Origin of the sequence: Thalassotalea euphylliae (assembly GCF_003390335.1) — a bacterium.
Lineage (GTDB): Bacteria > Pseudomonadota > Gammaproteobacteria > Enterobacterales > Alteromonadaceae > Thalassotalea_F > Thalassotalea_F euphylliae_B.
In genome coordinates this window covers 2444941-2464773 of record NZ_QUOU01000001.1, presented here as the reverse complement: position 1 = coordinate 2464773, position 19833 = coordinate 2444941, and the positions used below count along the sequence as shown (strand labels likewise).

General features: G+C 43.2%; 15 protein-coding genes, 13 tRNA genes and 1 riboswitch. Of the genes, 25 read left to right on the top strand and 3 right to left on the bottom strand.

Going from position 1 to position 19833, the window contains the following annotated elements:
* Nucleotides 1-85 precede the first annotated feature (85 nt).
* On the top strand, nucleotides 86-631 hold the full coding sequence (locus DXX93_RS10895) for a nitroreductase family protein (RefSeq protein WP_116008117.1): 546 nt from the start codon (nucleotides 86-88) through the stop codon (nucleotides 629-631).
* A 16-nt stretch (nucleotides 632-647) separates the two neighbouring features.
* On the opposite strand, the gene DXX93_RS10890 is transcribed toward DXX93_RS10895, so the two are convergent.
* Together DXX93_RS10890 and DXX93_RS10885 are read right to left on the bottom strand one after the other, a co-directional pair.
* Complete coding sequence (locus DXX93_RS10890) at nucleotides 648-1022, bottom strand: VOC family protein (RefSeq protein WP_116008116.1); 375 nt, start codon at nucleotides 1020-1022, stop codon at nucleotides 648-650.
* Nucleotides 1022-1588 carry a SixA phosphatase family protein gene (locus DXX93_RS10885; protein ID WP_116008115.1) on the bottom strand — a complete coding sequence of 189 codons (567 nt, stop codon included), beginning with the start codon at nucleotides 1586-1588 and terminating at the stop codon, nucleotides 1022-1024. The genes DXX93_RS10890 and DXX93_RS10885 overlap by 1 nt, the downstream gene beginning before the upstream one ends.
* 268 nt (nucleotides 1589-1856) lie before the next feature.
* On the opposite strand from DXX93_RS10885, the gene rmf reads away from it, so the two are divergent.
* Entirely contained in the window at nucleotides 1857-2030 is a 174-nt protein-coding gene (gene rmf / locus DXX93_RS10880; RefSeq protein WP_116009924.1) for a ribosome modulation factor, read from the top strand.
* 92 nt (nucleotides 2031-2122) lie between these two features.
* On the opposite strand, the gene fabA is transcribed toward rmf, so the two are convergent.
* Nucleotides 2123-2638 carry a bifunctional 3-hydroxydecanoyl-ACP dehydratase/trans-2-decenoyl-ACP isomerase gene (gene fabA / locus DXX93_RS10875; RefSeq protein WP_116008114.1) on the bottom strand — a complete coding sequence of 172 codons (516 nt, stop codon included), beginning with the start codon at nucleotides 2636-2638 and terminating at the stop codon, nucleotides 2123-2125.
* Between the two features lie 157 nt (nucleotides 2639-2795).
* On the opposite strand from fabA, the gene DXX93_RS10870 reads away from it, so the two are divergent.
* The 23 genes from DXX93_RS10870 to DXX93_RS10760 all read left to right on the top strand — a co-directional run bounded on the left by DXX93_RS10870 (nucleotide 2796) and on the right by DXX93_RS10760 (nucleotide 19794).
* Nucleotides 2796-3035, top strand: coding sequence for a hypothetical protein (locus DXX93_RS10870; protein ID WP_116008113.1), 240 nt, complete (start codon nucleotides 2796-2798; stop codon nucleotides 3033-3035).
* Nucleotides 3036-3228: 193 nt separating this feature from the next.
* Nucleotides 3229-3873 carry a UvrY/SirA/GacA family response regulator transcription factor gene (gene uvrY, locus DXX93_RS10865; protein ID WP_116008112.1) on the top strand — a complete coding sequence of 215 codons (645 nt, stop codon included), beginning with the start codon at nucleotides 3229-3231 and terminating at the stop codon, nucleotides 3871-3873.
* A gap of 8 nt (nucleotides 3874-3881) precedes the next feature.
* On the top strand, nucleotides 3882-5750 hold the full coding sequence (gene uvrC / locus DXX93_RS10860) for an excinuclease ABC subunit UvrC (protein ID WP_116008111.1): 1869 nt from the start codon (nucleotides 3882-3884) through the stop codon (nucleotides 5748-5750).
* A gap of 102 nt (nucleotides 5751-5852) precedes the next feature.
* Entirely contained in the window at nucleotides 5853-6434 is a 582-nt protein-coding gene (gene pgsA / locus DXX93_RS10855; protein ID WP_116008110.1) for a CDP-diacylglycerol--glycerol-3-phosphate 3-phosphatidyltransferase, read from the top strand.
* A gap of 146 nt (nucleotides 6435-6580) precedes the next feature.
* Nucleotides 6581-6656, top strand: a tRNA-Gly gene (locus DXX93_RS10850).
* A 56-nt stretch (nucleotides 6657-6712) separates the two neighbouring features.
* Nucleotides 6713-6786 (top strand) — tRNA-Cys (locus DXX93_RS10845).
* A 4-nt stretch (nucleotides 6787-6790) separates the two neighbouring features.
* Nucleotides 6791-6877 (top strand) — tRNA-Leu (locus DXX93_RS10840).
* Nucleotides 6878-6955: 78 nt separating this feature from the next.
* Nucleotides 6956-7031: transfer RNA gene (locus DXX93_RS10835), tRNA-Gly, on the top strand.
* Between the two features lie 68 nt (nucleotides 7032-7099).
* Nucleotides 7100-7186: transfer RNA gene (locus DXX93_RS10830), tRNA-Leu, on the top strand.
* 29 nt (nucleotides 7187-7215) lie between these two features.
* Nucleotides 7216-7291: transfer RNA gene (locus DXX93_RS10825), tRNA-Gly, on the top strand.
* Nucleotides 7292-7410: 119 nt separating this feature from the next.
* A tRNA-Gly gene (locus tag DXX93_RS10820) sits at nucleotides 7411-7486 on the top strand.
* Between the two features lie 68 nt (nucleotides 7487-7554).
* Nucleotides 7555-7641, top strand: a tRNA-Leu gene (locus tag DXX93_RS10815).
* Nucleotides 7642-7674: 33 nt separating this feature from the next.
* A tRNA-Gly gene (locus tag DXX93_RS10810) sits at nucleotides 7675-7750 on the top strand.
* 100 nt (nucleotides 7751-7850) lie between these two features.
* A tRNA-Gly gene (locus tag DXX93_RS10805) sits at nucleotides 7851-7926 on the top strand.
* A 48-nt stretch (nucleotides 7927-7974) separates the two neighbouring features.
* Nucleotides 7975-8048 (top strand) — tRNA-Cys (locus tag DXX93_RS10800).
* A 4-nt stretch (nucleotides 8049-8052) separates the two neighbouring features.
* Nucleotides 8053-8139, top strand: a tRNA-Leu gene (locus tag DXX93_RS10795).
* A gap of 42 nt (nucleotides 8140-8181) precedes the next feature.
* Nucleotides 8182-8257 (top strand) — tRNA-Gly (locus tag DXX93_RS10790).
* 367 nt (nucleotides 8258-8624) lie between these two features.
* The gene (locus DXX93_RS10785) at nucleotides 8625-10574 is read left to right on the top strand and encodes a putative bifunctional diguanylate cyclase/phosphodiesterase (RefSeq protein ID WP_258872650.1); all 1950 of its coding nucleotides are present in this window, start codon (nucleotides 8625-8627) and stop codon (nucleotides 10572-10574) included.
* 253 nt (nucleotides 10575-10827) lie between these two features.
* Nucleotides 10828-12375, top strand: a complete 1548-nt coding sequence (locus DXX93_RS10780; protein WP_116008109.1) for a TolC family protein — start codon at nucleotides 10828-10830, stop codon at nucleotides 12373-12375.
* Nucleotides 12362-13696, top strand: coding sequence for an efflux RND transporter periplasmic adaptor subunit (locus DXX93_RS10775; protein WP_116009922.1), 1335 nt, complete (start codon nucleotides 12362-12364; stop codon nucleotides 13694-13696). Before DXX93_RS10780 ends, DXX93_RS10775 begins: the two co-directional genes overlap by 14 nt.
* Complete coding sequence (locus tag DXX93_RS10770) at nucleotides 13693-16803, top strand: efflux RND transporter permease subunit (protein WP_116008108.1); 3111 nt, start codon at nucleotides 13693-13695, stop codon at nucleotides 16801-16803. The genes DXX93_RS10775 and DXX93_RS10770 overlap by 4 nt, the downstream gene beginning before the upstream one ends.
* A 72-nt stretch (nucleotides 16804-16875) precedes the next feature.
* Entirely contained in the window at nucleotides 16876-17238 is a 363-nt protein-coding gene (gene hinT, locus DXX93_RS10765) for a purine nucleoside phosphoramidase (RefSeq protein ID WP_116008107.1), read from the top strand.
* 151 nt (nucleotides 17239-17389) lie between these two features.
* Nucleotides 17390-17581, top strand: a riboswitch (TPP riboswitch).
* A gap of 125 nt (nucleotides 17582-17706) precedes the next feature.
* Entirely contained in the window at nucleotides 17707-19794 is a 2088-nt protein-coding gene (locus DXX93_RS10760) for a TonB-dependent receptor (protein ID WP_116008106.1), read from the top strand.
* Nucleotides 19795-19833: the final 39 nt, after the last annotated feature.

Below are 19833 nucleotides of genomic sequence, written 5' to 3'. Positions count from 1 at the left end.
TTATAAAACCCGCATTAAGTGCGGGTTTTTATTATTTTTATATTGATTACAATGAAGGGAATACAACTCAAATAAAAGTACGCCAGTGATCGATTTTCTACTTCAACGCCAATCTAACCCCAACTTAACCCTACCTGCGCCAAGCGAGCATGAGCTCGAAAAAATGCTCCAAGCGGCAATGTCAGTGCCTGATCACGGTAGTTTAACCCCATTTAATATCATTGTTGTGAAAGAAGCCGCCCGCGTTATGCTCGCAAAAGCATTCAAACAATCCGCAGAGGTGAATAGCGGTGATGAATTTAAAGTGGCTAAAGCGGAAAAGATGCCATTTCGCTCGCCGATGATGATTGTTGTTACAACGAATTACCAAGAGCACCCGAAAGTACCTAAAGAAGAACAGCTTATTACTGCAGGCTGCGCAGTTTATGCTATGCAAATGGCTGCGGTAGCATTGGGTTACCAAGCGATGTGGCGCACGGGCGAGATGGCGCATTGTGACATCGTCAAGCAGTCGCTTAACGTACCTGTAGAGCAAGAGATTGTTGGCTATTTGTATGTCGGTAGTGAGAGTAAAACACTCCCTAGCAAGCCACGAAAATCGTTTGAAACCGTTACTCGTTATTTAGACTAGGGCTTGTTGCTGGTTTTTATCGATGCTGGTCAACAAGAATGGGGTTGCCATCGGGGTCTAGCACAATTATGTGAGCAGGCCCCTGAGTATTTGAATCTGCCTCGCTCTGCAATATTATTCCGTTGTTTTTAAGGTGTGCTTGAATATCGCGAACATCGATAAATTGTTCAATCGCTTGTGCACTTTGATCCCAACCGGGGTTAAACGTTAGGGTGTTTTTATCAATCATGCCCTCGAATAAGCCAATAATGTGCTTGTCTTCGTTTTGCAAAATTAACCACTTTTGCTCGATATCACCGCCAAACTGTGTAAACCCTAATTTTTGATAGAACTCCAATGATGCTGCTATGTTTTTAACGTTTAAGCTTACGGAAAATGCCCCTAGTTTCATCAGCGTATCTCACTTTGTTGTCGTGTTTTAGGCGTACAAAAGTGTTGTAAAGTAAAACTCTTGTCGTGAATATCAGACCAAGCAAACTCATCGTTCGCCACTAACTGAACATAGCCACAGGTGGGAATATTATCAATGTAAGCATTGGTGAGGTGATTACAAAGATCTGTCAATGCAGGATTATGGCCAACAAGCGTTATCGCTCGGCAGTGAGGGCTTTGGTTTTGCAAAAATGATCTAAGCACTGCGCTGTCGAAAGTGTAGAGTTGCTCCACGGTATGCCACTGTGCTTGTTCCGTTGAGAGTGCTTGATGTTGCGCCTTTTGTTCCTCTTGTAGTTGTTGTAGATGTGCAAAAATTCGCTTGATGGTCTCTTGAGCGCGCAGGGCAGGGCTAACATATACATTGGTTAAATCACTGCCGAGCGCATGAATATGCTGTGCCATTATCTGACAACTCTTTTTACCCCTTTGATTCAGAGGGCGTTCAATATCGCTTAGACCGAGCTGCTGCCAACTCGATTTCGCGTGGCGAATTAATTGCAACGTTTTTCGTGTTTCTTTCATATCACAAGTGTAGTTGAACTGACGCTCGTTAAGTGAACAAGTGTATTTTTTGACGACCTATTTTCACCATTATCGACATTGAACTATTTATAAATTGCGAGGAAATATTTATCGCGAACTATTTATTACGAATAATCAAAGTCTTGGTTTGTATCCCTCGTTTCACTATTGCAAATACCTTCGCTCTCTTCTATTCGTTAATAGTGCATATAGTAAATATGTATAGATGAGAGATATAAGAAAGATAATGAAGGAGAACTTGTCGATGATGAAAAGGCAAAAACGTGACCGTCACGATCGAGCACACGCTAAAGGTTATCAGGCGGGCGTTGCAGGCCGCTCAAAAGAAATGTGTCCTTATCAAAACAACGAAGCTAAGTCTGAGTGGCTAGGTGGGTGGCGAGAAGCCATTGCCGATAAACAGCAAGGTTTATTTAAGTAGTAAACAACACAACTAACGAGCTAAAGAGTAGACAAACAAAAGCCCGACTTATGGTCGGGCTTTTGTGTTCTATTATCTGTTTATGTAGTCGGTTAAAAGCTTGAGGTATCTGTAAATAAACCGACTTTTAGATCCTTTGCAGTGTAAATCACTTTACCGTCAACCGCGACAGTGCCATCTGCAATACCCATAAACAATTTACGCTTAATCACGCGTTTAAGCTGAATGTTGTAGGTGACTTTTTTTGCTGTTGGCAGCACTTGCCCGGTAAATTTCACTTCACCTACGCCCAATGCGCGGCCACGACCAGGGCCACCGGCCCATGCTAGGTAAAAGCCAACTAATTGCCACATCGCATCTAAGCCTAGGCAGCCTGGCATCACAGGATCACCTTTAAAGTGACAATCAAAAAACCAAAGGTCTGGATTAATGTCTAGCTCAGCAATAATTTCACCTTTGCCAAACTCACCACCTTCTTCTGTGATTAGGTTAATGCGATCCATCATCAGCATGTTATCTGCTGGCAGCTTACTGTTACCCTCACCAAAGAAGTCTGTGGTACCAGCTAACACTAGGTCTTCTTTACTGAATGCGTTTTTTCGTTCCATATGATCAACTATTTTTTCATCGTGGCTAAAATTTAGAGTAGGTACTTTAGCGAACACTTGTACACTAAACAACTCGGAGCAGTTATTTTGTTGCTTTTTACTTAGTTATACGTAACCTGATGTAAAAAGTAGTTAAGCATAATGACAAGGAGATGACATGGCGCTAACCAATGCAGAAAAACAGCGGCGCTATCGCGAGCGCCAAAAGGAAAGTGGTAAAAAAGAAATGCGCGGCTATCTGTCAAAAGAAGCACTTGAGTGTTACGAGTTAATTCAAGAACAAACCAATTGGTCAGACTCCGTTATTCTTAGCAATGCGGTTAGGTTAACGTATGCCGCCTATAAAAATGGTCAAATTGGCCTATTAAACAATTGGCTGACGAAGAATAAACTATAGCCAAATAAGGTTTATATGCTTAATATTCATGCGGTTTATGGAATTATTTATTTGTCTTGATAGGTTTTTCACTATATAGTTTTGACGTGTCTCTGAATGTGTTCGTAGTTTTGTATGTCGCTGATTAAGCGAGCAAGTCACTAGCAAAAAATTCAGAAATAACAACGTATAATGATAAAAAGGTAGAAACACATTGATTAATGTTCTTTTAGTTGATGATCATGAGTTAGTCCGCACAGGGATACGTAAAATACTTGATGAAATTAAAGGAATTAAAGTGGTGAGCGAAGCTGAAACCGGCGAAGAGGCCGTACAGTTTTGTCGAAAAGAGCAGCCAGACGTTGTGTTAATGGACATGAATATGCCGGGCATTGGCGGTCTGGAAGCTACCAAGAAGATCATCCGTTACGCACCAGACGTTAAAGTTATTGTGCTTACCGTGCACAGTGAAGATCCATTCCCAACCAAAGTAATGCAAATCGGTGCCGCGGGTTACCTGACTAAAGGAGCCGGGCCAGATGAAATGGTTAATGCCATTCGCGCAGTCAATAGTGGCCAGCGCTACATCACGCCTGATGTCGCTCAGCAAATGGCGCTGAATCAGTTCAAATCGACAGAAGAGAATCCTTTTAATTCGCTTTCTGAGCGTGAGCTACAGATAATGTGGATGATCACCCGTGGTGAGAAGGTGCCTGACATTTCAGAGCAGCTAGTGTTGAGTACCAAAACGATTAATAGTTATCGTTACCGTATGTTTGATAAATTAAATGTCAGTAATGACGTTGAGCTTACTCATTTGGCGATTCGCCATGGCATGTTAAAAACAGAAAAATTCTAGAGTTAGCCTTGTCTGAACCTTCAGAGCTTCCCTCGGAAAATCAATCGAATACACTTGCTTTTGACCACCAGTCGTTTCTAAAAACGGTAACTGAAAAGGCGGGTGTTTACCGCATGTATAACCTCGAACAAGAGGTTATCTATGTCGGTAAGGCCAAAAATTTAAAAAAACGATTGGCCAGTTATTTTCGAAAAGACGTTAGCAGTGTTAAAACCAAAGCACTGGTCAAACAAATTCTCACCATTGATGTGACCATCACGCATACCGAAGGTGAAGCGTTAATTCTTGAAAATAACTATATAAAGAAGTATCAACCTAAGTACAACATTTTACTGCGCGATGATAAGTCGTATCCTTACTTACTGATCACTAGTCATAAACATCCCAAGCTTGGCATGCACCGCGGTGTAAAAAGGCAAAAGGGCGAATACTTTGGCCCGTTCCCAAGTCCGGGAGCCGTGTGGGAGTCATTGCGTTTAATGCAGAAAATATTCCCTATTCGCCAATGTGAAGATAGTTATTATCGCGCCAGAACACGCCCGTGTTTGCAATATCAACTAGGCCGTTGCTCCGCCCCTTGTGTGGATAAAATCTCGGCGCAAGATTATCAACAACAAGTATCACTTGCGAAAATGTTTTTACGTGGCAAAAGTTCGCAAGTTATCGATACCTTAGTAAATCGCATGGAAGAGGCGAGCATAGCGCTCGAGTTTGAGCAAGCCGCGCGCTTTCGCGATCAAATTGCAACACTACGCAAGGTGCAGCAACAACAATTTGTCAGTGGCGTTGCCGCCGAAATGGACGTCATTGGGTTGTTTAGAAAAGGTGCGCAGGTCTGCGTGCATGTGTTATTTGTGCGCGATCATAAAATACTGGGCAGTAAAAGTTATTTCCCCACTTTGATGGCTGAAGATACAGACGAAGAAATCATCGCCGCTTTTATTGGTCAGCACTATTTAGTTAATGAAGCGTTTCAAGGGGCCATCCCCAAAGAGATCGTCATTGACTACAAAGTAGAAAGTGCTAGTGAATTATCTACTTTGCTTTCAGAGCAGTCGGAATACGAAGTCAAGATTTCCAGCAATGTACGCCAAGAGCGCAAGCAATACCTTAAACTAGCCGCGACTAATGCAGAGCACGCGCTTGTCACTCGCAATAGTGAAAAAGAATCAATGCACAAACGCTTTGCACAATTGAACGAAGTGTTCGAACTCGATCAACAAATCGAGCGCTTAGAGTGTTTTGATATCAGCCACACCATGGGGCAACAAACGGTTGCTTCTTGCGTGGTATTTAATACCGAAGGCCCACTGAAAAGTGATTATCGCCGATACAATGTTAAGGGGATAACGCCGGGTGATGATTATGCCGCCATGGCATTTGCGCTCAACAAGCGCTACGGTAAAGTCACCGACGAAGATAAACTGCCCGATATTGTGTTTATCGATGGGGGGAAAGGGCAGTTAGCGAAAGCGGAAGAGTTTTTTGCGACCTTGTCGCTGACAAAGATTCCGCTATTAGTAGGTGTTGCAAAAGGGGAGTCGCGTAAGCCTGGCTTAGAAACACTGATCCTCGCAGGCAGTCATCAGCTTATTTCACTGCCAGCTACCTCGCCAGCACTGCATTTAGTGCAGCACATTCGCGACGAATCTCACCGTTTTGCGATCACGGGTCATCGCGCTAAACGTCAAAAACACGCAAAAACGTCCTCGTTGGAATCTATTCCGGGTATCGGTGCTAAAAAGCGTCAAGCGCTGCTGAAATACTTGGGGGGATTACAGGAAGTGAAAAACGCTGATGTAAAAACCTTAGAAAAAGTCCCTGGCATCAGCCATACGCTAGCGCAAAATATATATGATGCGCTACATGATAATTAACTATAGAATAACTTCACAAACTGCACATACTATTTATTAGCAAGGTAACACTTCTTCTTTATAGTAGTGCAGCAACGATAAGAATAGCTTTGTGAAGTATCTATGTGGACCATTCCTAACCAAATTACCTTATTTCGAATTGTATTAATTCCTGTATTTATCATTGTTTTCTATTTACCTGTCTCGTGGAGCAATTTTGGCGCATTTGCCATCTTTTGGTTAGCGGCAGTAAGTGATGCGCTCGATGGCTATTTAGCAAGAAAGCTGAACCAATCATCTGCCTTTGGCGCTTTTATTGACCCAGTCGCCGATAAGCTGATGGTGGCATCTGCTCTAATCATGATTGCTGAAGACTATGCCGTGTGGTGGATTTCGGTACCGGCAATGATCATGATCGCGAGGGAAATCTTTATCAGCGCCTTGCGCGAATTAATGTCCTCTAAAGGCAAACGCGACACCGTAGCGGTTTCTACCTTAGGAAAATACAAAACCGCAGCGCAAATGCTTGGCATCATGGGCTTAATTTGGCAACCTGATTATGATATTCCATTAATTGTGTTTAACTTCCCACACGAAATTTTAATGGGCGCTGCTTATTTATTCTATTTCATTGCGACCGTGTTAACCGTGTCGACAATGATGAGCTATTTTAAGGCCGCTTGGCCTGATTTAAAGAGTGAATAAACGCCTGTTTTTATCGCGAAAAAGCTAAAAAAACATCACATTAAACGCTTTTTAATCACTTGAAATGTTTTTGAAATTTAATTGTTGACTCACATTAATATCAATGTAGAATGCACCACCAGTTGACAGGGAGTCAGCGTCAGGAAGCGGCTGTAGCTCAGTTGGTAGAGCACCACCTTGCCAAGGTGGATGTCACGAGTTCGAGCCTCGTCAGCCGCTCCAAATTCTCTTTCTTTTAAGAGGTAACTTCAAGGAATACTACCCAGTCGTAGTGATATGGCGGGTTGGCAGAGTGGCTATGCAGCGGATTGCAAATCCGTGGACCTCGGTTCGACTCCGGGACCCGCCTCCATGATGCCCGGGTGGTGGAATTGGTAGACACAAGGGATTTAAAATCCCTCGCTTGTAAGAGCGTGCCGGTTCAAGTCCGGCCCTGGGTACCATTTCACTTCGAATTGTGTTGTATAAAGAAGTTGTCATAGAGAAATAGGTGCGTTAGAATGCGCGCCGCAATTTACGAAGCGGCTGTAGCTCAGTTGGTAGAGCACCACCTTGCCAAGGTGGATGTCACGAGTTCGAGCCTCGTCAGCCGCTCCAAATTTTACTACTCATTCATGATGAATAGTGGCATTAACAATTAATGTAAAGTTGGTTGTGAACACAGTGCCCGGGTGGTGGAATTGGTAGACACAAGGGATTTAAAATCCCTCGCTTGTAAGAGCGTGCCGGTTCAAGTCCGGCCCTGGGTACCATTTCATCAAGTGTGATTAGTGAAAAATAAGCGGCTGTAGCTCAGTTGGTAGAGCACCACCTTGCCAAGGTGGATGTCACGAGTTCGAGCCTCGTCAGCCGCTCCAAATTGCTTAATTTACACATACGTGTAAGTTGAAATAAAAGTCTTTGTGAAAAATATTTAGCAAAGCAACTCATTATGTGAGATTCGCTTATCTTGTTTTATATAAGAAATAAGCATGAAGCGGCTGTAGCTCAGTTGGTAGAGCACCACCTTGCCAAGGTGGATGTCACGAGTTCGAGCCTCGTCAGCCGCTCCAAATTTTACTGCTCATTCTAGATGAATAGCGGCATTAGCAATCAACGTAAAGTTGGTTGTGTTCACAATGCCCGGGTGGTGGAATTGGTAGACACAAGGGATTTAAAATCCCTCGCTTGTAAGAGCGTGCCGGTTCAAGTCCGGCCCTGGGTACCATTTCATCTGGAACGTAACGTAAATCCAAATAAAGCGGCTGTAGCTCAGTTGGTAGAGCACCACCTTGCCAAGGTGGATGTCACGAGTTCGAGCCTCGTCAGCCGCTCCAAATTTTAAATCTCAGGTTTCTAAATATCCTAGGTTAAAATACACTTTGTTATGCCAACGATAACAAAGTTAGAGTAGTCGACTAGACTATTTGACAAAAAGCGGCTGTAGCTCAGTTGGTAGAGCACCACCTTGCCAAGGTGGATGTCACGAGTTCGAGCCTCGTCAGCCGCTCCAATTTCTCTCAGAGAAACATTAGATACTACCCCCGAGTCGTAGTGATATGGCGGGTTGGCAGAGTGGCTATGCAGCGGATTGCAAATCCGTGGACCTCGGTTCGACTCCGGGACCCGCCTCCATAATGCCCGGGTGGTGGAATTGGTAGACACAAGGGATTTAAAATCCCTCGCTTGTAAGAGCGTGCCGGTTCAAGTCCGGCCCTGGGTACCATTTCACTGCGACAAGCGGATAGTAACTAAGTTTAATCATCAAGCGGCTGTAGCTCAGTTGGTAGAGCACCACCTTGCCAAGGTGGATGTCACGAGTTCGAGCCTCGTCAGCCGCTCCAATTCTTTTTGATTAACTTCACGTTACCCTTTAATCTTATCTAAATTTTAGGTTTAGGTATTGTTATGTCTGTTTGAACATTTGGCGAATCTCAGTTGCGCTGTTTTCTCTGGTACGATGTCGTCTGAAAAACAGACGGTATGTAACTTTTTGTTAACATCAGTTAAAAAAAGTTATCAAAAATACGATAAGTTGCTAAATTACTATTCACTTTTACTTCGTTTGAATGCAATATGTAATGTATAAATGTAATTTAACGGAAGTACTTTTTCGTTGGTATAAGGTGTTACGAGCACTTATACAGTCAAATAACTTGGTTGTATGCTAACGAAAAACAAGTGCTGGAAGCATGAATGAAGGTTTAGTTTTTGAAAAAGCTGGCAGTAAAACTTTTTAACACCTTTATAACTTCGTTACTATTGATCGGTGTAGCGTCTTACATATTGTTTGTGACGGGGTTGGCGAAAGAGTTAGAGCACCCCAACAAATACCCTGTACTTAATGTCAGTCTAGAAAGTAAACAGCAATTATCTTCTGTAGAGCAGCTGTATGCTGATGCATTGTTACTTAGTAATATTACCAAAGTTAACAACTCCCTTGCTTATTATTACGCCAATGGCGCAGGCAACCAGCAAGTTATCGCGCTCAAACCTATTCTCTTTAAAACCTTTGTAAGTATCATTCTTCCGCTTACGGCATTGATCGCCGTTGCCGCATTAATGTTTATCATAGCGGGTACGTATCACCGCGCTAAGCTCAATATCATGATGGGGTCCTTGGTGAGTAAAGCGGAAAAAACCGCAGATGTCTTTGGTAAAGATCTCACGCCTGATGACGGAACTTCGCCATTAATTCGCATTAATATGGCGCTAGATGGCTTGTCGTCTTTTGCGCATGAATATCACATTCGCTCCATCAATAATGCACACCGAGATCGACTTACGGGACTTGTTAATCGCCATCGCTTTTTAGAGCATATTAGCGAACGACTCAATGAAAACGAGCAGCAACAGCAAAAAAGTGGCTTGTTGTTTATTGATTTAGACGGTTTTAAGCAAGTGAACGACTCATTTGGTCATTCATTTGGCGATGAAGTTCTGATCCAAGTGGCTGAGCGTTTGGCGACCATAGTTCGTATCGAAAAACTCTCTCATCATAAAGCAGACTCCGATTTAGAATATAACTTAGCGCGCTTGGGTGGTGATGAATTTACTTTGTTTATCGAAGACTTTAGTGATTCAGCAAAAATGGTGGATGTCGCTAAAAACGTGTTAAAAGAGATCGAGAAAGATTTTGTACTAGGTAATAAAGAAATCAAGATAAGCGCCAGTATTGGTATTGCTGTTTACCCCGATAGCGCCAATTCGCCTGAAGCCTTGGTACAAATGGCAGACGTTGCCATGTATCGTGCGAAAAAAGAAGGACGAGGCATTTATCGTATCTATTCGCCTGAAATGGGGAGTAATATTAGGCGTTATCATTACTTATTGGAAGAAATGCGCATTGCATTAGACACCAATAGTTTTAGCTTGTCGTTCCAACCAATTATTAACGTTGAAGGCAGCGCTATTAGTTATTTTGAAGCACTGGTTCGCTGGCATCATCCAGCAGAGGGCAGTATAGCACCCACTGAGTTTATACCGGTCGCCGAAAATTCAAATTTGATTCTCAAATTAGGGGATTGGATTTTAGATGAAGCATGTCGGCAAATGGCGGTTTGGTATAATGCCGGGATGTCGAAAACCCGTATCTCGGTTAATTTATCGGGTGTTCAGCTTAAACACAGATCGCTGTATCAATGGGTAATGGCAACGTTAAATAAATTTGGGGTGCCACCTAGTTCTTTAATGCTGGAAATTACCGAATCTTCGTTTATTGATCTGTCAGATAATACCGTAGATGAGCTCAATCGCCTTCGCAAAGAGGGAATTCTTGTGGCTATTGATGATTTTGGAACGGGTTTTAGCTCCTTGTCATTGTTAGCAAACCTACCTGTAGATGTTTTGAAAATTGATAAGTTATTTGTTAGTCAAGCAACGAAAAATATCAAATATCACAAGATTATTAATTCAATTGCTGACTTATCTCAGCAGCTAGATTTAAAAGTCGTTGCAGAAGGAATTGAAGAAATTGAGCAGCTAGAGTTGCTCAAATCACTAGGGATTAACTACATTCAAGGCTTTCTAATTAGCCGCCCAGAAACGTCAGCAAATATTGGTGATAAAGTGTTGAAACAAAATACTAGCCATCTTTCAGTGACGGGGACAGGGGTATGGCCACCACAGCGTTCTCGCGTTATTTCTTCAGCTGTCACTTAAACCAGTTACTAAGTAACTTATTGAAATAACTTAATTACTTAACTCTTGGGCTGCAAGAGCCAATTGTTCTCTTGCCAACCTACGTCTTAAAACACTGACACGTCTAAAAAAATACGCCTCCCAAGTGAACCATAACTCTGCTGAATACCGTTTGTGTAAAGTATCGTAAATCTGATGTTTTTCACTGGTTGTGAGATTTACTATAGCGAGCAATTATCGCTAGTTAATCGCTTCATAACGTTAGGAAAGGTAAGTGAACAAACAGAGCAAAGTTTTTGGTCACTTTGCACTATGTGGCCTAGTTATCGCACTCGCCTCAGGTTGTTCTGCGCAATCAAGTATTTCAAAGGCAGCTAAGAATCCTCAACTACCAGATACTTGGTATTCCCACTTATACGCTGAACATAATGTAGCGCAGGATCACAATGCGCTGAATGTCGATCTGCGAAGCGAGTGGCCATTGATGGTTCAAGATACAGTGCTTGTTGATTTGATTAGCAGAGGGCTTGCTAAAAACTATCAGCTTAATGCCAGCTATCAGAATTTGCTAAGTACAAAAGCCCAGTTGGCAATCACGCAAGCGTCTGACTTTCCAGAGCTAAATTTGATGCTCAATCAAAATCGGCGTCGAACCGTTAATGGTGAACAAGTACAGCTAAATAATGGCGCAGACATCAATTTACAGCTAAGTTATGAACTTGATCTGTGGGGGAAATTGTCAGCACAGCAACAGCAAGCACAGTTAACCTATTCAGCAGCTAAGTTAGATTTTGCCCAAATGCAAAATAAGCTAATTTCACAGATCGTTTCCGCCTGGTATGGACAAAAACAAGCACACGCGCTGCTGACTTTGTACAAAGAAAGGGCCACCAGCTTAACCAATAGCTTAGAGATAATTAACGATTCTTATCAATTAGGGCTTACTCAAGCACTCGACGTTTATTTAGCTCAAAATGAACTCAGCAGTGAGCTCGCGCGCATTTCAGTACAACGTCAAACTGTCATTGAGCGTCAGCGCGACATACAACTCTTAGTTGCTGACTACCCTTCAGGTCAATTAGAAAATCAAAATGAATTGGCGCTACCACATTTTGCCAGTCAATCAATCGCTGAACTTCCGGCAAGTATCTTAACTAATAACTATGAATTACAGTCGAGTTGGCTATCACTGCTTGCCGCTGATTCCGCTGTTGCTGTTGCCCATAAGCAGCGTTTTCCCTCATTAAAACTGACAGTGTCAGGAGGCGATACCAGTGATGAACTATCCAATTTATTATCAGGAAATCCATTAACTTGGTCGATTAGCGCAGCAGTTACTGCCCCTTTGTTCAATGCGGGTAAATTGAAGTCGTTAGAAGCGCAAGCGCGCTTGCAAGTCAAAGCACAAGAGCAAAGCTACCTGGATCAGGTGTTTAGTAAATTTGCCGATATCGAAAATCAACTTAGTAATCATAGTGCACTCACTAAACAGCTAAGCCATGTCCAAGATGCCAGAGAAAATGCGATAGCGGCAGAAGAATTGTCGTTTAATCAATACTTAAAAGGCTTAGTGAATTACACCACTGTGCTCGAAGCTCAGCGTAGGTCATTTGACGCGCAAACTAATGTGATTCAAATCACCCATCAAATAATTCAAAACCGTATTGCCTTACTAACCAGTATCGGTGGTATGGACATCGCCAAACTAGTCGCCCATAACAAGCCACTAACTGATGTGCCGCAGAATGATGAAACACTTGAAAAAGCAGCGCTAGTGAAAGCCAATCTATACACGAATGAAAAGTACCATGATGTTAACTAAAAAACTGATGAAAGTGATCGTGCCAGTATGTGTGCTGGCAGTATTCGTCATTGCGGCCAAAGTGGTCTCAGACAATCCACCAACAGCTAAACGCGGTAAACCAAGCAAAGCGCCGCAACTCAATGTGGCCGTTCAAACCATTGAACATGAAAATTTTGCCTTGCAAATAAATAGCTATGGCACAGTTCAGCCAAGAACCCAAAGTGTCCTTATGCCGCAAGTTTCTGGTGAAATCAAAGCAATTAGCGACAACTTTCGTGAAGGTGGTTTTTTTGAAAAGGGTGAAGTGCTGGTCAAATTGGATGATCGCGATTACCTTGCTGATATTAATATTGCCAAAGCTAATTTATACAGTGCCGAGCAAGCACTTAGCGAAGAACAAGCCCGCAGTGCGCAAGCAAAGCAAGATTGGCAGCGTTTGGGCAATAAGCATCAAGCCTCCGACTTAGTGTTGAGAAAGCCGCAATTATTGGCCGCAGAAGCGGCGGTGTATTCAGCCAAAGCGCAGTTAGCAAAAGCCGAATTATCACTAGAGCGCACCGAAATTAAAGCGCCTTATACAGGGAGAATTTTAAATAAATCCGCTGATATTGGCCAAGTTGTTTCGGCCAATACTCCGCTGGCTGAAATATTTGCAGTCGATTATATAGAAGTTAGGTTACCTATTAAAAATAACGACTTACCGTATATTAATCTGCCAGAGCGATATCGGTTTGACCATGCTCGACCTGACAAAAGTGTCAACGACATATCTGCCGATGAATTTCCTTTGGTGACGATTTACTCCGAACTTGTGATACAGCAGCAATGGCAAGGGCGAGTTGTACGTACAGAAGGCGCGTTTGATCAAAATTCACAACAACTGTTCGTCGTGGCGCAAATAGATGATCCCTACGGTGATGCATCAGTTAATGGCCTACCACTGAAAATAGGTCAATACGTACGAGCGACTATTCAAGGTAAGTTACTTGAAAACGCCATTAAAATCACAAACAAAGCGATTTATCAAGGCAGCTATGTATTTGTCGTAAAGGATGGGGTACTGCTCAGACAAGCGATAGATATTGCATGGCAAAACGATGAATTTGCTGTGGTTGAACAAGGGTTAATAGAAGGGGATTTGCTCGTGTTAACGCCGCTTGGGCAAGTAAATTCGGGTACGCCCATCGCAGTGATTAACAAAGACGGTGTTGAGCAAAACACTGAGATTGCACTTGAGAGAGCAATATTGCAGGGTAAAGCAAAACAGCACAAAACAGGCAAGCCAGATAGAAAATCAGGTATAAAAAAAGCACAGCGCAATAAGGAGCAAGCACTATGATTGCTTGGTTTGCGCGTAATCACGTGGCCGCTAATCTTTTGATGATCAGCATCTTGTTAGTTGGCCTAATGTCGATGAACTTACGGATACCGCTTGAGGTATTTCCATCGTTTGAGTCTGATGTCGTCTCTGTCAATATCAGTTTGCGCGGTGCAACGCCAGAAGATGTAGAGCAGGGCGTGGCAATTAAAGTCGAAGAAGCGGTACAAGATCTTGAAGGGATCAAAAAGATCACCAGTAGTTCGGTAGAAGGCTCAGCAACCATTAACATTGAAGCGGAATCGGGTTACGATGCGCGCGAATTACTTGCGGATATTAAAAGCCGCGTCGACGCCGTTAATACTTTCCCTGCCGATGCCGAAAAACCTGTGATTGCATTAAGGCAGCGCCAACGTGAAGTGATCGCGGTCACCATTGCCTCAAAATATAGCGAAAAAGAACTGCGAGAATTTGCCGAACAAGTACGAGATGACTTGCTACGCTTGCCGCAAGTGACGCAGTTATCACTTGATGCTGTTCGAAACTATGAAATCGGTATTCATTTATCGCAAGATAAATTACGTGAATTCAACCTGTCGCTCAACGCGGTTGCTAATGCCATCAGCAATAGCTCAGTGGATTTATCTGCCGGTAATATTAAAACCGAGGGGGGTGATGTGTTGGTTCGCAGTAAAGGCCAAGCTTATCGCCAAGACGAATTTGAAAGTATTGTCGTAAAAACGAATCCTGACGGTACTATCGTTAAATTGGGCGATATTGCTGAGGTTAATGATGGCTTTGAAGAAACGCCATTGCGAGCGCGTTTTAATGGTCAGCAAGCGGCACTAATCGAAGTGTATCGAATTGGTCAGCAAAACGCGATTGACGTTGCTGATGCGGTCAAGGGTTATATCGAAGCACAGCAAGCCACTTTGCCATCGGGATTTACCCTGAGTTACTGGGATGATGACTCAGAAATCGTTAAAAGCCGCTTAAACACGCTGATTAGCAATGCCTTGCAAGGCGGCTTCTTAGTGCTTTTACTCCTGACGCTATTCTTACGTCCAAGCATCGCATTCTGGGTATTTATTGGTATTCCCGTCAGTTTTATGGGCGCCTTTGTATTTATGCCTATTTTCGATATTTCGCTTAACATCATGAGCTTATTTGGCTTTATTCTGGTACTGGGCATCGTTGTTGATGATGCCATTGTCACTGGCGAAAATATTTATCGTCACAGTCAGTTTGCCGAATCTGGTTTGCAGGCGGCGATTAAAGGCACGGAAGAAGTGGCAACTCCAGTAACTTTTGGCATTTTAACCACTGTCGCTGCGTTTTTACCGCTGGCATTTATTGAAGGCACACGCGGTGCCTTGTTCGCGCAAATTCCTGTTGTGGTGATTCCAGTTTTACTGTTTTCACTGATAGAATCTAAATTTGTTTTACCGTCACATTTACGCCATTTGAAGCTGCGACACGAAAAAGACAATACCTCTAAACTACAACAAATTCAGCAACAGTTTGCTGATGGTTTTGAGCAAGCGATTATTAATTACTACCAACCGATATTAGCGCTCGCGGTGCGCAATCGCCTGACAACGCTCGTTGGTTTTATTGGTGTGTTTATTTTGATTTTGTCTTTTGTTACCAGTGGTTGGACTAAGTTTACCTTTTTCCCCCGCGTTCCTAGCGAAACTGCACGTGCTAATTTAGTTATGCCGGTTGGCACCAGCTTTGATGTCATTGATGGTTATGTAGAGAAAATGGCTAATGCTGCAATTGAATTGCAAGAAAAGTATCGCGATGCGGAAGGGAATAGCGTGATCACCAATGTACTTGCCATCACAGGTGGTAATAATACCAATATTGGTCGTGTTCGATTTGAAATTTTGCCAGCAGATAAAAATGAGTCAGGTGTTACTATTCGTCAACTCGTCAATGAATGGCGAGGTCTTATCGGCGCATTACCCGGTGCCGAAAGTTTAACGTTTCGCGCGGAAATTGGTCGCGGCGGTGATCCCATCGACGTGCAGCTTTCCGCTACCGATCTAGGCTTGTTAAAAACGGTGGCGGAAGAAGTGAAAGCGCGTTTAGCTACTTATCCTACGGTGTTCGAAATCACCGACAGTTTGTCGAACGGCAAGGAAGAAATTCAAATCGAGTTAACGGAACAAGGCCACGCCATGGGCTTGTCGGTCAGCAGTGTCACGCAACAAGTGCGCAGTGCCTTTTTCGGCGCACAGATACAGCGAATTCAACGCGGACGCGATGATGTCCGTGTGATGTTACGGTTTCCGTTAGCTGAGCGCTCTGCCATTGCCAATTTGGCAGAAATGCTGATTTCGACGCCGCAAGGGGGAAACGTGCCTTTGTCTCATGTTGCGACATTTAACGCGGGAAAAAGCCCCTCAACGATAAACCGAATTGATCGCTACCGCACAGTGAATGTCACCGCTGATGTCGAAAAAGAAAATACTAACATGACGGTATTAAACGCCGATTTAACGCCATTTTTAGATGAACTTACCACGAAATACCCGGGTATTGCCTATACGCTTGAAGGTGAAGCGCGTGAGCAGCAAGACTCGTTTGGTAGTTTGTTCTACGGTTTACTTTTTGTGTTCTTTATCATTTATTGCCTGCTTGCGATCCCGTTTAAGTCGTACCTACAGCCGATTATTGTGATGTCGGTCATTCCATTTGGTGCGATTGGTGCTGTCATTGGTCATTGGATCATGGGCATGAACCTTACCATCATGAGCATTTTGGGACTTATGGCGCTTATTGGTGTGGTGGTGAATGACTCGTTAGTGCTGGTTGATTTTGTTAATAAAAAACGGACAGAAGGGGCACAGCTGATGGAGTCGGTGTTAATTGCCGGAGCAGCGCGTTTTCGCCCCGTAATGCTGACTTCGCTAACGACCTTTATTGGTTTAATGCCACTACTGTTTGAAAAAGCAACGCAAGCTCAATTCCTAATTCCCATGGCCGTTTCACTAGGTTTTGGGATAATATTTGCGACCTTGATCACTTTAGTTTTAGTACCCGTTAATTATTTACTGGTGGAAGATCTTAAAAGCGCGTTAAAATTTAGTAAACACGTAGGGCAACGCTCTGCTGCCCATTAATTGACTGTTATGCTTAGCGGCAGGGGTTCAGCACCGTTACCGCTAAACATTACGATGAGCTGAGGACATCACATGGACAACACCGAGTGGCAAGAAACTATTTTTTCTAAAATTATTCGCCAAGAGATCCCAACCGAACTACTGTATCAAGATGAGTTAGTCACAGCTTTTCGTGATATTTCACCGCGTGCTAAATCACACATTCTGATCATTCCCAATAAGCTCATTCCGACGGTAAATGATGTCACTGAAAATGACGAATTGGCACTTGGTCGCTTGTTTACCGTTGCCAGAAAACTTGCCGCGCAAGAAGGCATTGCTGAAGACGGGTACCGTTTAATTATGAATTGCAATAAGCATGGCGGCCAAGAGGTTTATCATATTCATATGCACTTACTAGGCGGCCAACCGATGGGGCCGATGGTGAGTGTATAGCAACCCATGCCGATAGTTATTCGGCTAACTCGTCACTAGCGAATATTTCTTAACATAGCCCTTAGTAAAAAGATCAATAAAATGATGAGTATTTACGCATAAGCTATTTGAAATCATTTGTATACTTTTGGTGAATACTTGATAATATGCCGCGAAAACCAAGGGGTGCGGGTAGTTAAACGTTATTGTTGAATAACAAATACCTGCTGAGATTGCCGACTTTTTACTTTGTATTAGAAGCCTTGTAATAGAAATATTGCTTTGTTTACTTTGTGTTGAAAGTGCAGAACCCTTATTACCTGATCCGGTTAATACTGGCGTAGGGATGGTTAGCACATCATATCTGCATTCTTCGCCGCTTGGCACCTACGCATTATGCTGTCGCTCTAACGATATCTGCGTCTGTTTTGGTTTTTACTCAATTTCCTATAACAAAACGCCGATTTAGAGAAATCGAACGAGAGTATAATGAAAACAAGACAATCAATGCTTGCCGCTGCGATTAGCAGTGCCATTTTTTCTTCAGTTGTTTATGCCGAAAATGACAACACTACTTCGCTAGAAGAAGTCGAGGTGATTACCGTTACTTCGGATTTTCGCGACACTAATTTACAAAAAATTCCTGCTTCATTGAGTGTGTTATCAGCACAAGACATTGCCAATTTAAACGCACAAAACTTAGAGGAAGTGATCTCAATCGCGCCTAACGTGAATTTTTCGGCGGGTACTCAGCGAGCGCGGTATTACCAAATTCGCGGCATTGGCGAACGCAGCCAATTCCGTGAGCCAATTAACCCATCGGTTGGTATTATTATTGATGATATTGACTTTACTGGCGTGGGCAGCATTGCTTCATTGTTTGATGTTAACCAAACCGAAGTTTTCCGCGGCCCACAAGGCACGCGCTTTGGGGCTAACGCGTTAGCAGGTTTAATCAACATCACCACCAATGCGCCAAGTAATGATTTTGAAGGTGCAGCTAAACTCACTGCGGGTAATTATGCTAGCTATGGTGCTGGCCTTGCTTTGTCTGGCCCAGCTACTGATACAATGAATTACCGTTTTGCAATTGAACAGTATCAAAGTGACGGCTTTATCGACAATATTCATTTAAATCGCGATGATACCAATGATCGTGATGAGCTTACTGCACGCGGTAAATTAGCGATAACCTTATCTGACGAGCATCATTTAGACTTAGGCTTATATTACTTTGATTTTGACAATGGTTATGATGCATTTTCACTCGATAACAATCGTCAAACACGCTCAGACCAACCGGGTTTTGATCGCCAAGAAACTTATGCACTAAGCGCTAAATCTCATTATTCAGGTTTTGATTTTGGTGAGCTTGTTACCATAGTGACTCACGCTGACAGTGATATTGACTACGGTTATGACGAAGATTGGAGTTTTGTTGGCTTGCATCCATTCGAGTACAGTTCAACTGACCATTATTTCCGCGAAAAAACAAGCTCAACACTTGAGTTAAGAGCCGTTTCAAATAACCAAAGCCGGCTGTTTAATGGCACAACGGCTTGGGTTGCGGGACTATACGCTAAAACAGAATCAGCAGAGTTGTTGCGCGAATACACCTTTGCAGATGGCGACTTTGGGTCAAACTTCGATACCGATACGATTGCCGCTTATGTTCAGCTAGACAGCCAATTAACGGAAAAGCTGACGTTAACTTCTGGGTTGCGCGTTGAAGAGCGCAGTGCCGATTACGATAACACTGACGGTTTAACATTTAGCCCAGACGATACTATGGTAGGTGGTAAATTAGTCTTGTCTTATCAGCAAACTGAACAAGCATTAGTCTTTGCTTCAATCAACCGCGGCTATAAAGCCGGTGGCGTTAATACCGATGGTAGTTTGCCTGCGGACTTGCGAGAGTTTGATCCAGAATATTTATGGAACTACGAATTAGGCTACAAATACAGCTTCGACGACAACTCGGGTTATGTTCGCGTGACAGCGTTTTACATGGATCGCACTGATATGCAAGTCAACAGTAGTCGCACAGACGTTAGGCCTGACGGTAGTGCTGAGTTTATTAGTTATTTAGGTAACGCTGCAGAAGGGAAAAACCAAGGGGTTGAACTTGACGCTAGCTGGCAACTAACTGAAAGTGCTGAAGTTTATGGCGCGTTTGGCTATTTAGACACTGAACTACGCGATTTTGTCAATCAGGAAGGTGTTGATTTAACTGGCCGTGACCAAGCTCACGCGCCTAATTATCAAGCGACATTGGGCGTAAATGCTTACGTTAACGATAATCTAATGTTCAATGTGAATTTGATCGCTAAAGACGACTTTTATTTCTCAGACAGCCACAATGAGCAATCAGACGGCTATGAGACACTAAATGCCTCATTGACCTACGAGATGAAAGATTGGCAAGTCAAAGTGTGGGCGCGTAATATCACCGATGAAGACTACAAAACCCGTGGTTTCTTCTTTGGTAATGATCCGCGCGACGGCTATCAAGCTAAGCAATATTATCAACTGGGTGAGCCAAGAGTTTATGGCGTAACGCTGGACTATCAGTTCTAGTAAGCTTTTCATAAGCAAAGTGACCAGCAGAATGGTAAG

Excerpts from the sequence above, each read along its gene's own strand:
- pgsA (WP_116008110.1), top strand. The coding sequence starts at position 5,853 with ATGTGGACCATTCCTAACCAAATTACCTTATTTCGAATTGTATTAATT.
- DXX93_RS10770 (WP_116008108.1), top strand. The coding sequence starts at position 13,693 with ATGATTGCTTGGTTTGCGCGTAATCACGTGGCCGCTAATCTTTTGATG.
- fabA (WP_116008114.1), bottom strand. The coding sequence starts at position 2,638 with ATGGAACGAAAAAACGCATTCAGTAAAGAAGACCTAGTGTTAGCTGGT.
- DXX93_RS10870 (WP_116008113.1), top strand. The coding sequence starts at position 2,796 with ATGGCGCTAACCAATGCAGAAAAACAGCGGCGCTATCGCGAGCGCCAA.
- hinT (WP_116008107.1), top strand. The coding sequence starts at position 16,876 with ATGGACAACACCGAGTGGCAAGAAACTATTTTTTCTAAAATTATTCGC.
- rmf (WP_116009924.1), top strand. The coding sequence starts at position 1,857 with ATGAAAAGGCAAAAACGTGACCGTCACGATCGAGCACACGCTAAAGGT.
- DXX93_RS10760 (WP_116008106.1), top strand. The coding sequence starts at position 17,707 with ATGAAAACAAGACAATCAATGCTTGCCGCTGCGATTAGCAGTGCCATT.
- DXX93_RS10890 (WP_116008116.1), bottom strand. The coding sequence starts at position 1,022 with ATGAAACTAGGGGCATTTTCCGTAAGCTTAAACGTTAAAAACATAGCA.
- DXX93_RS10775 (WP_116009922.1), top strand. The coding sequence starts at position 12,362 with ATGATGTTAACTAAAAAACTGATGAAAGTGATCGTGCCAGTATGTGTG.
- DXX93_RS10885 (WP_116008115.1), bottom strand. The coding sequence starts at position 1,588 with ATGAAAGAAACACGAAAAACGTTGCAATTAATTCGCCACGCGAAATCG.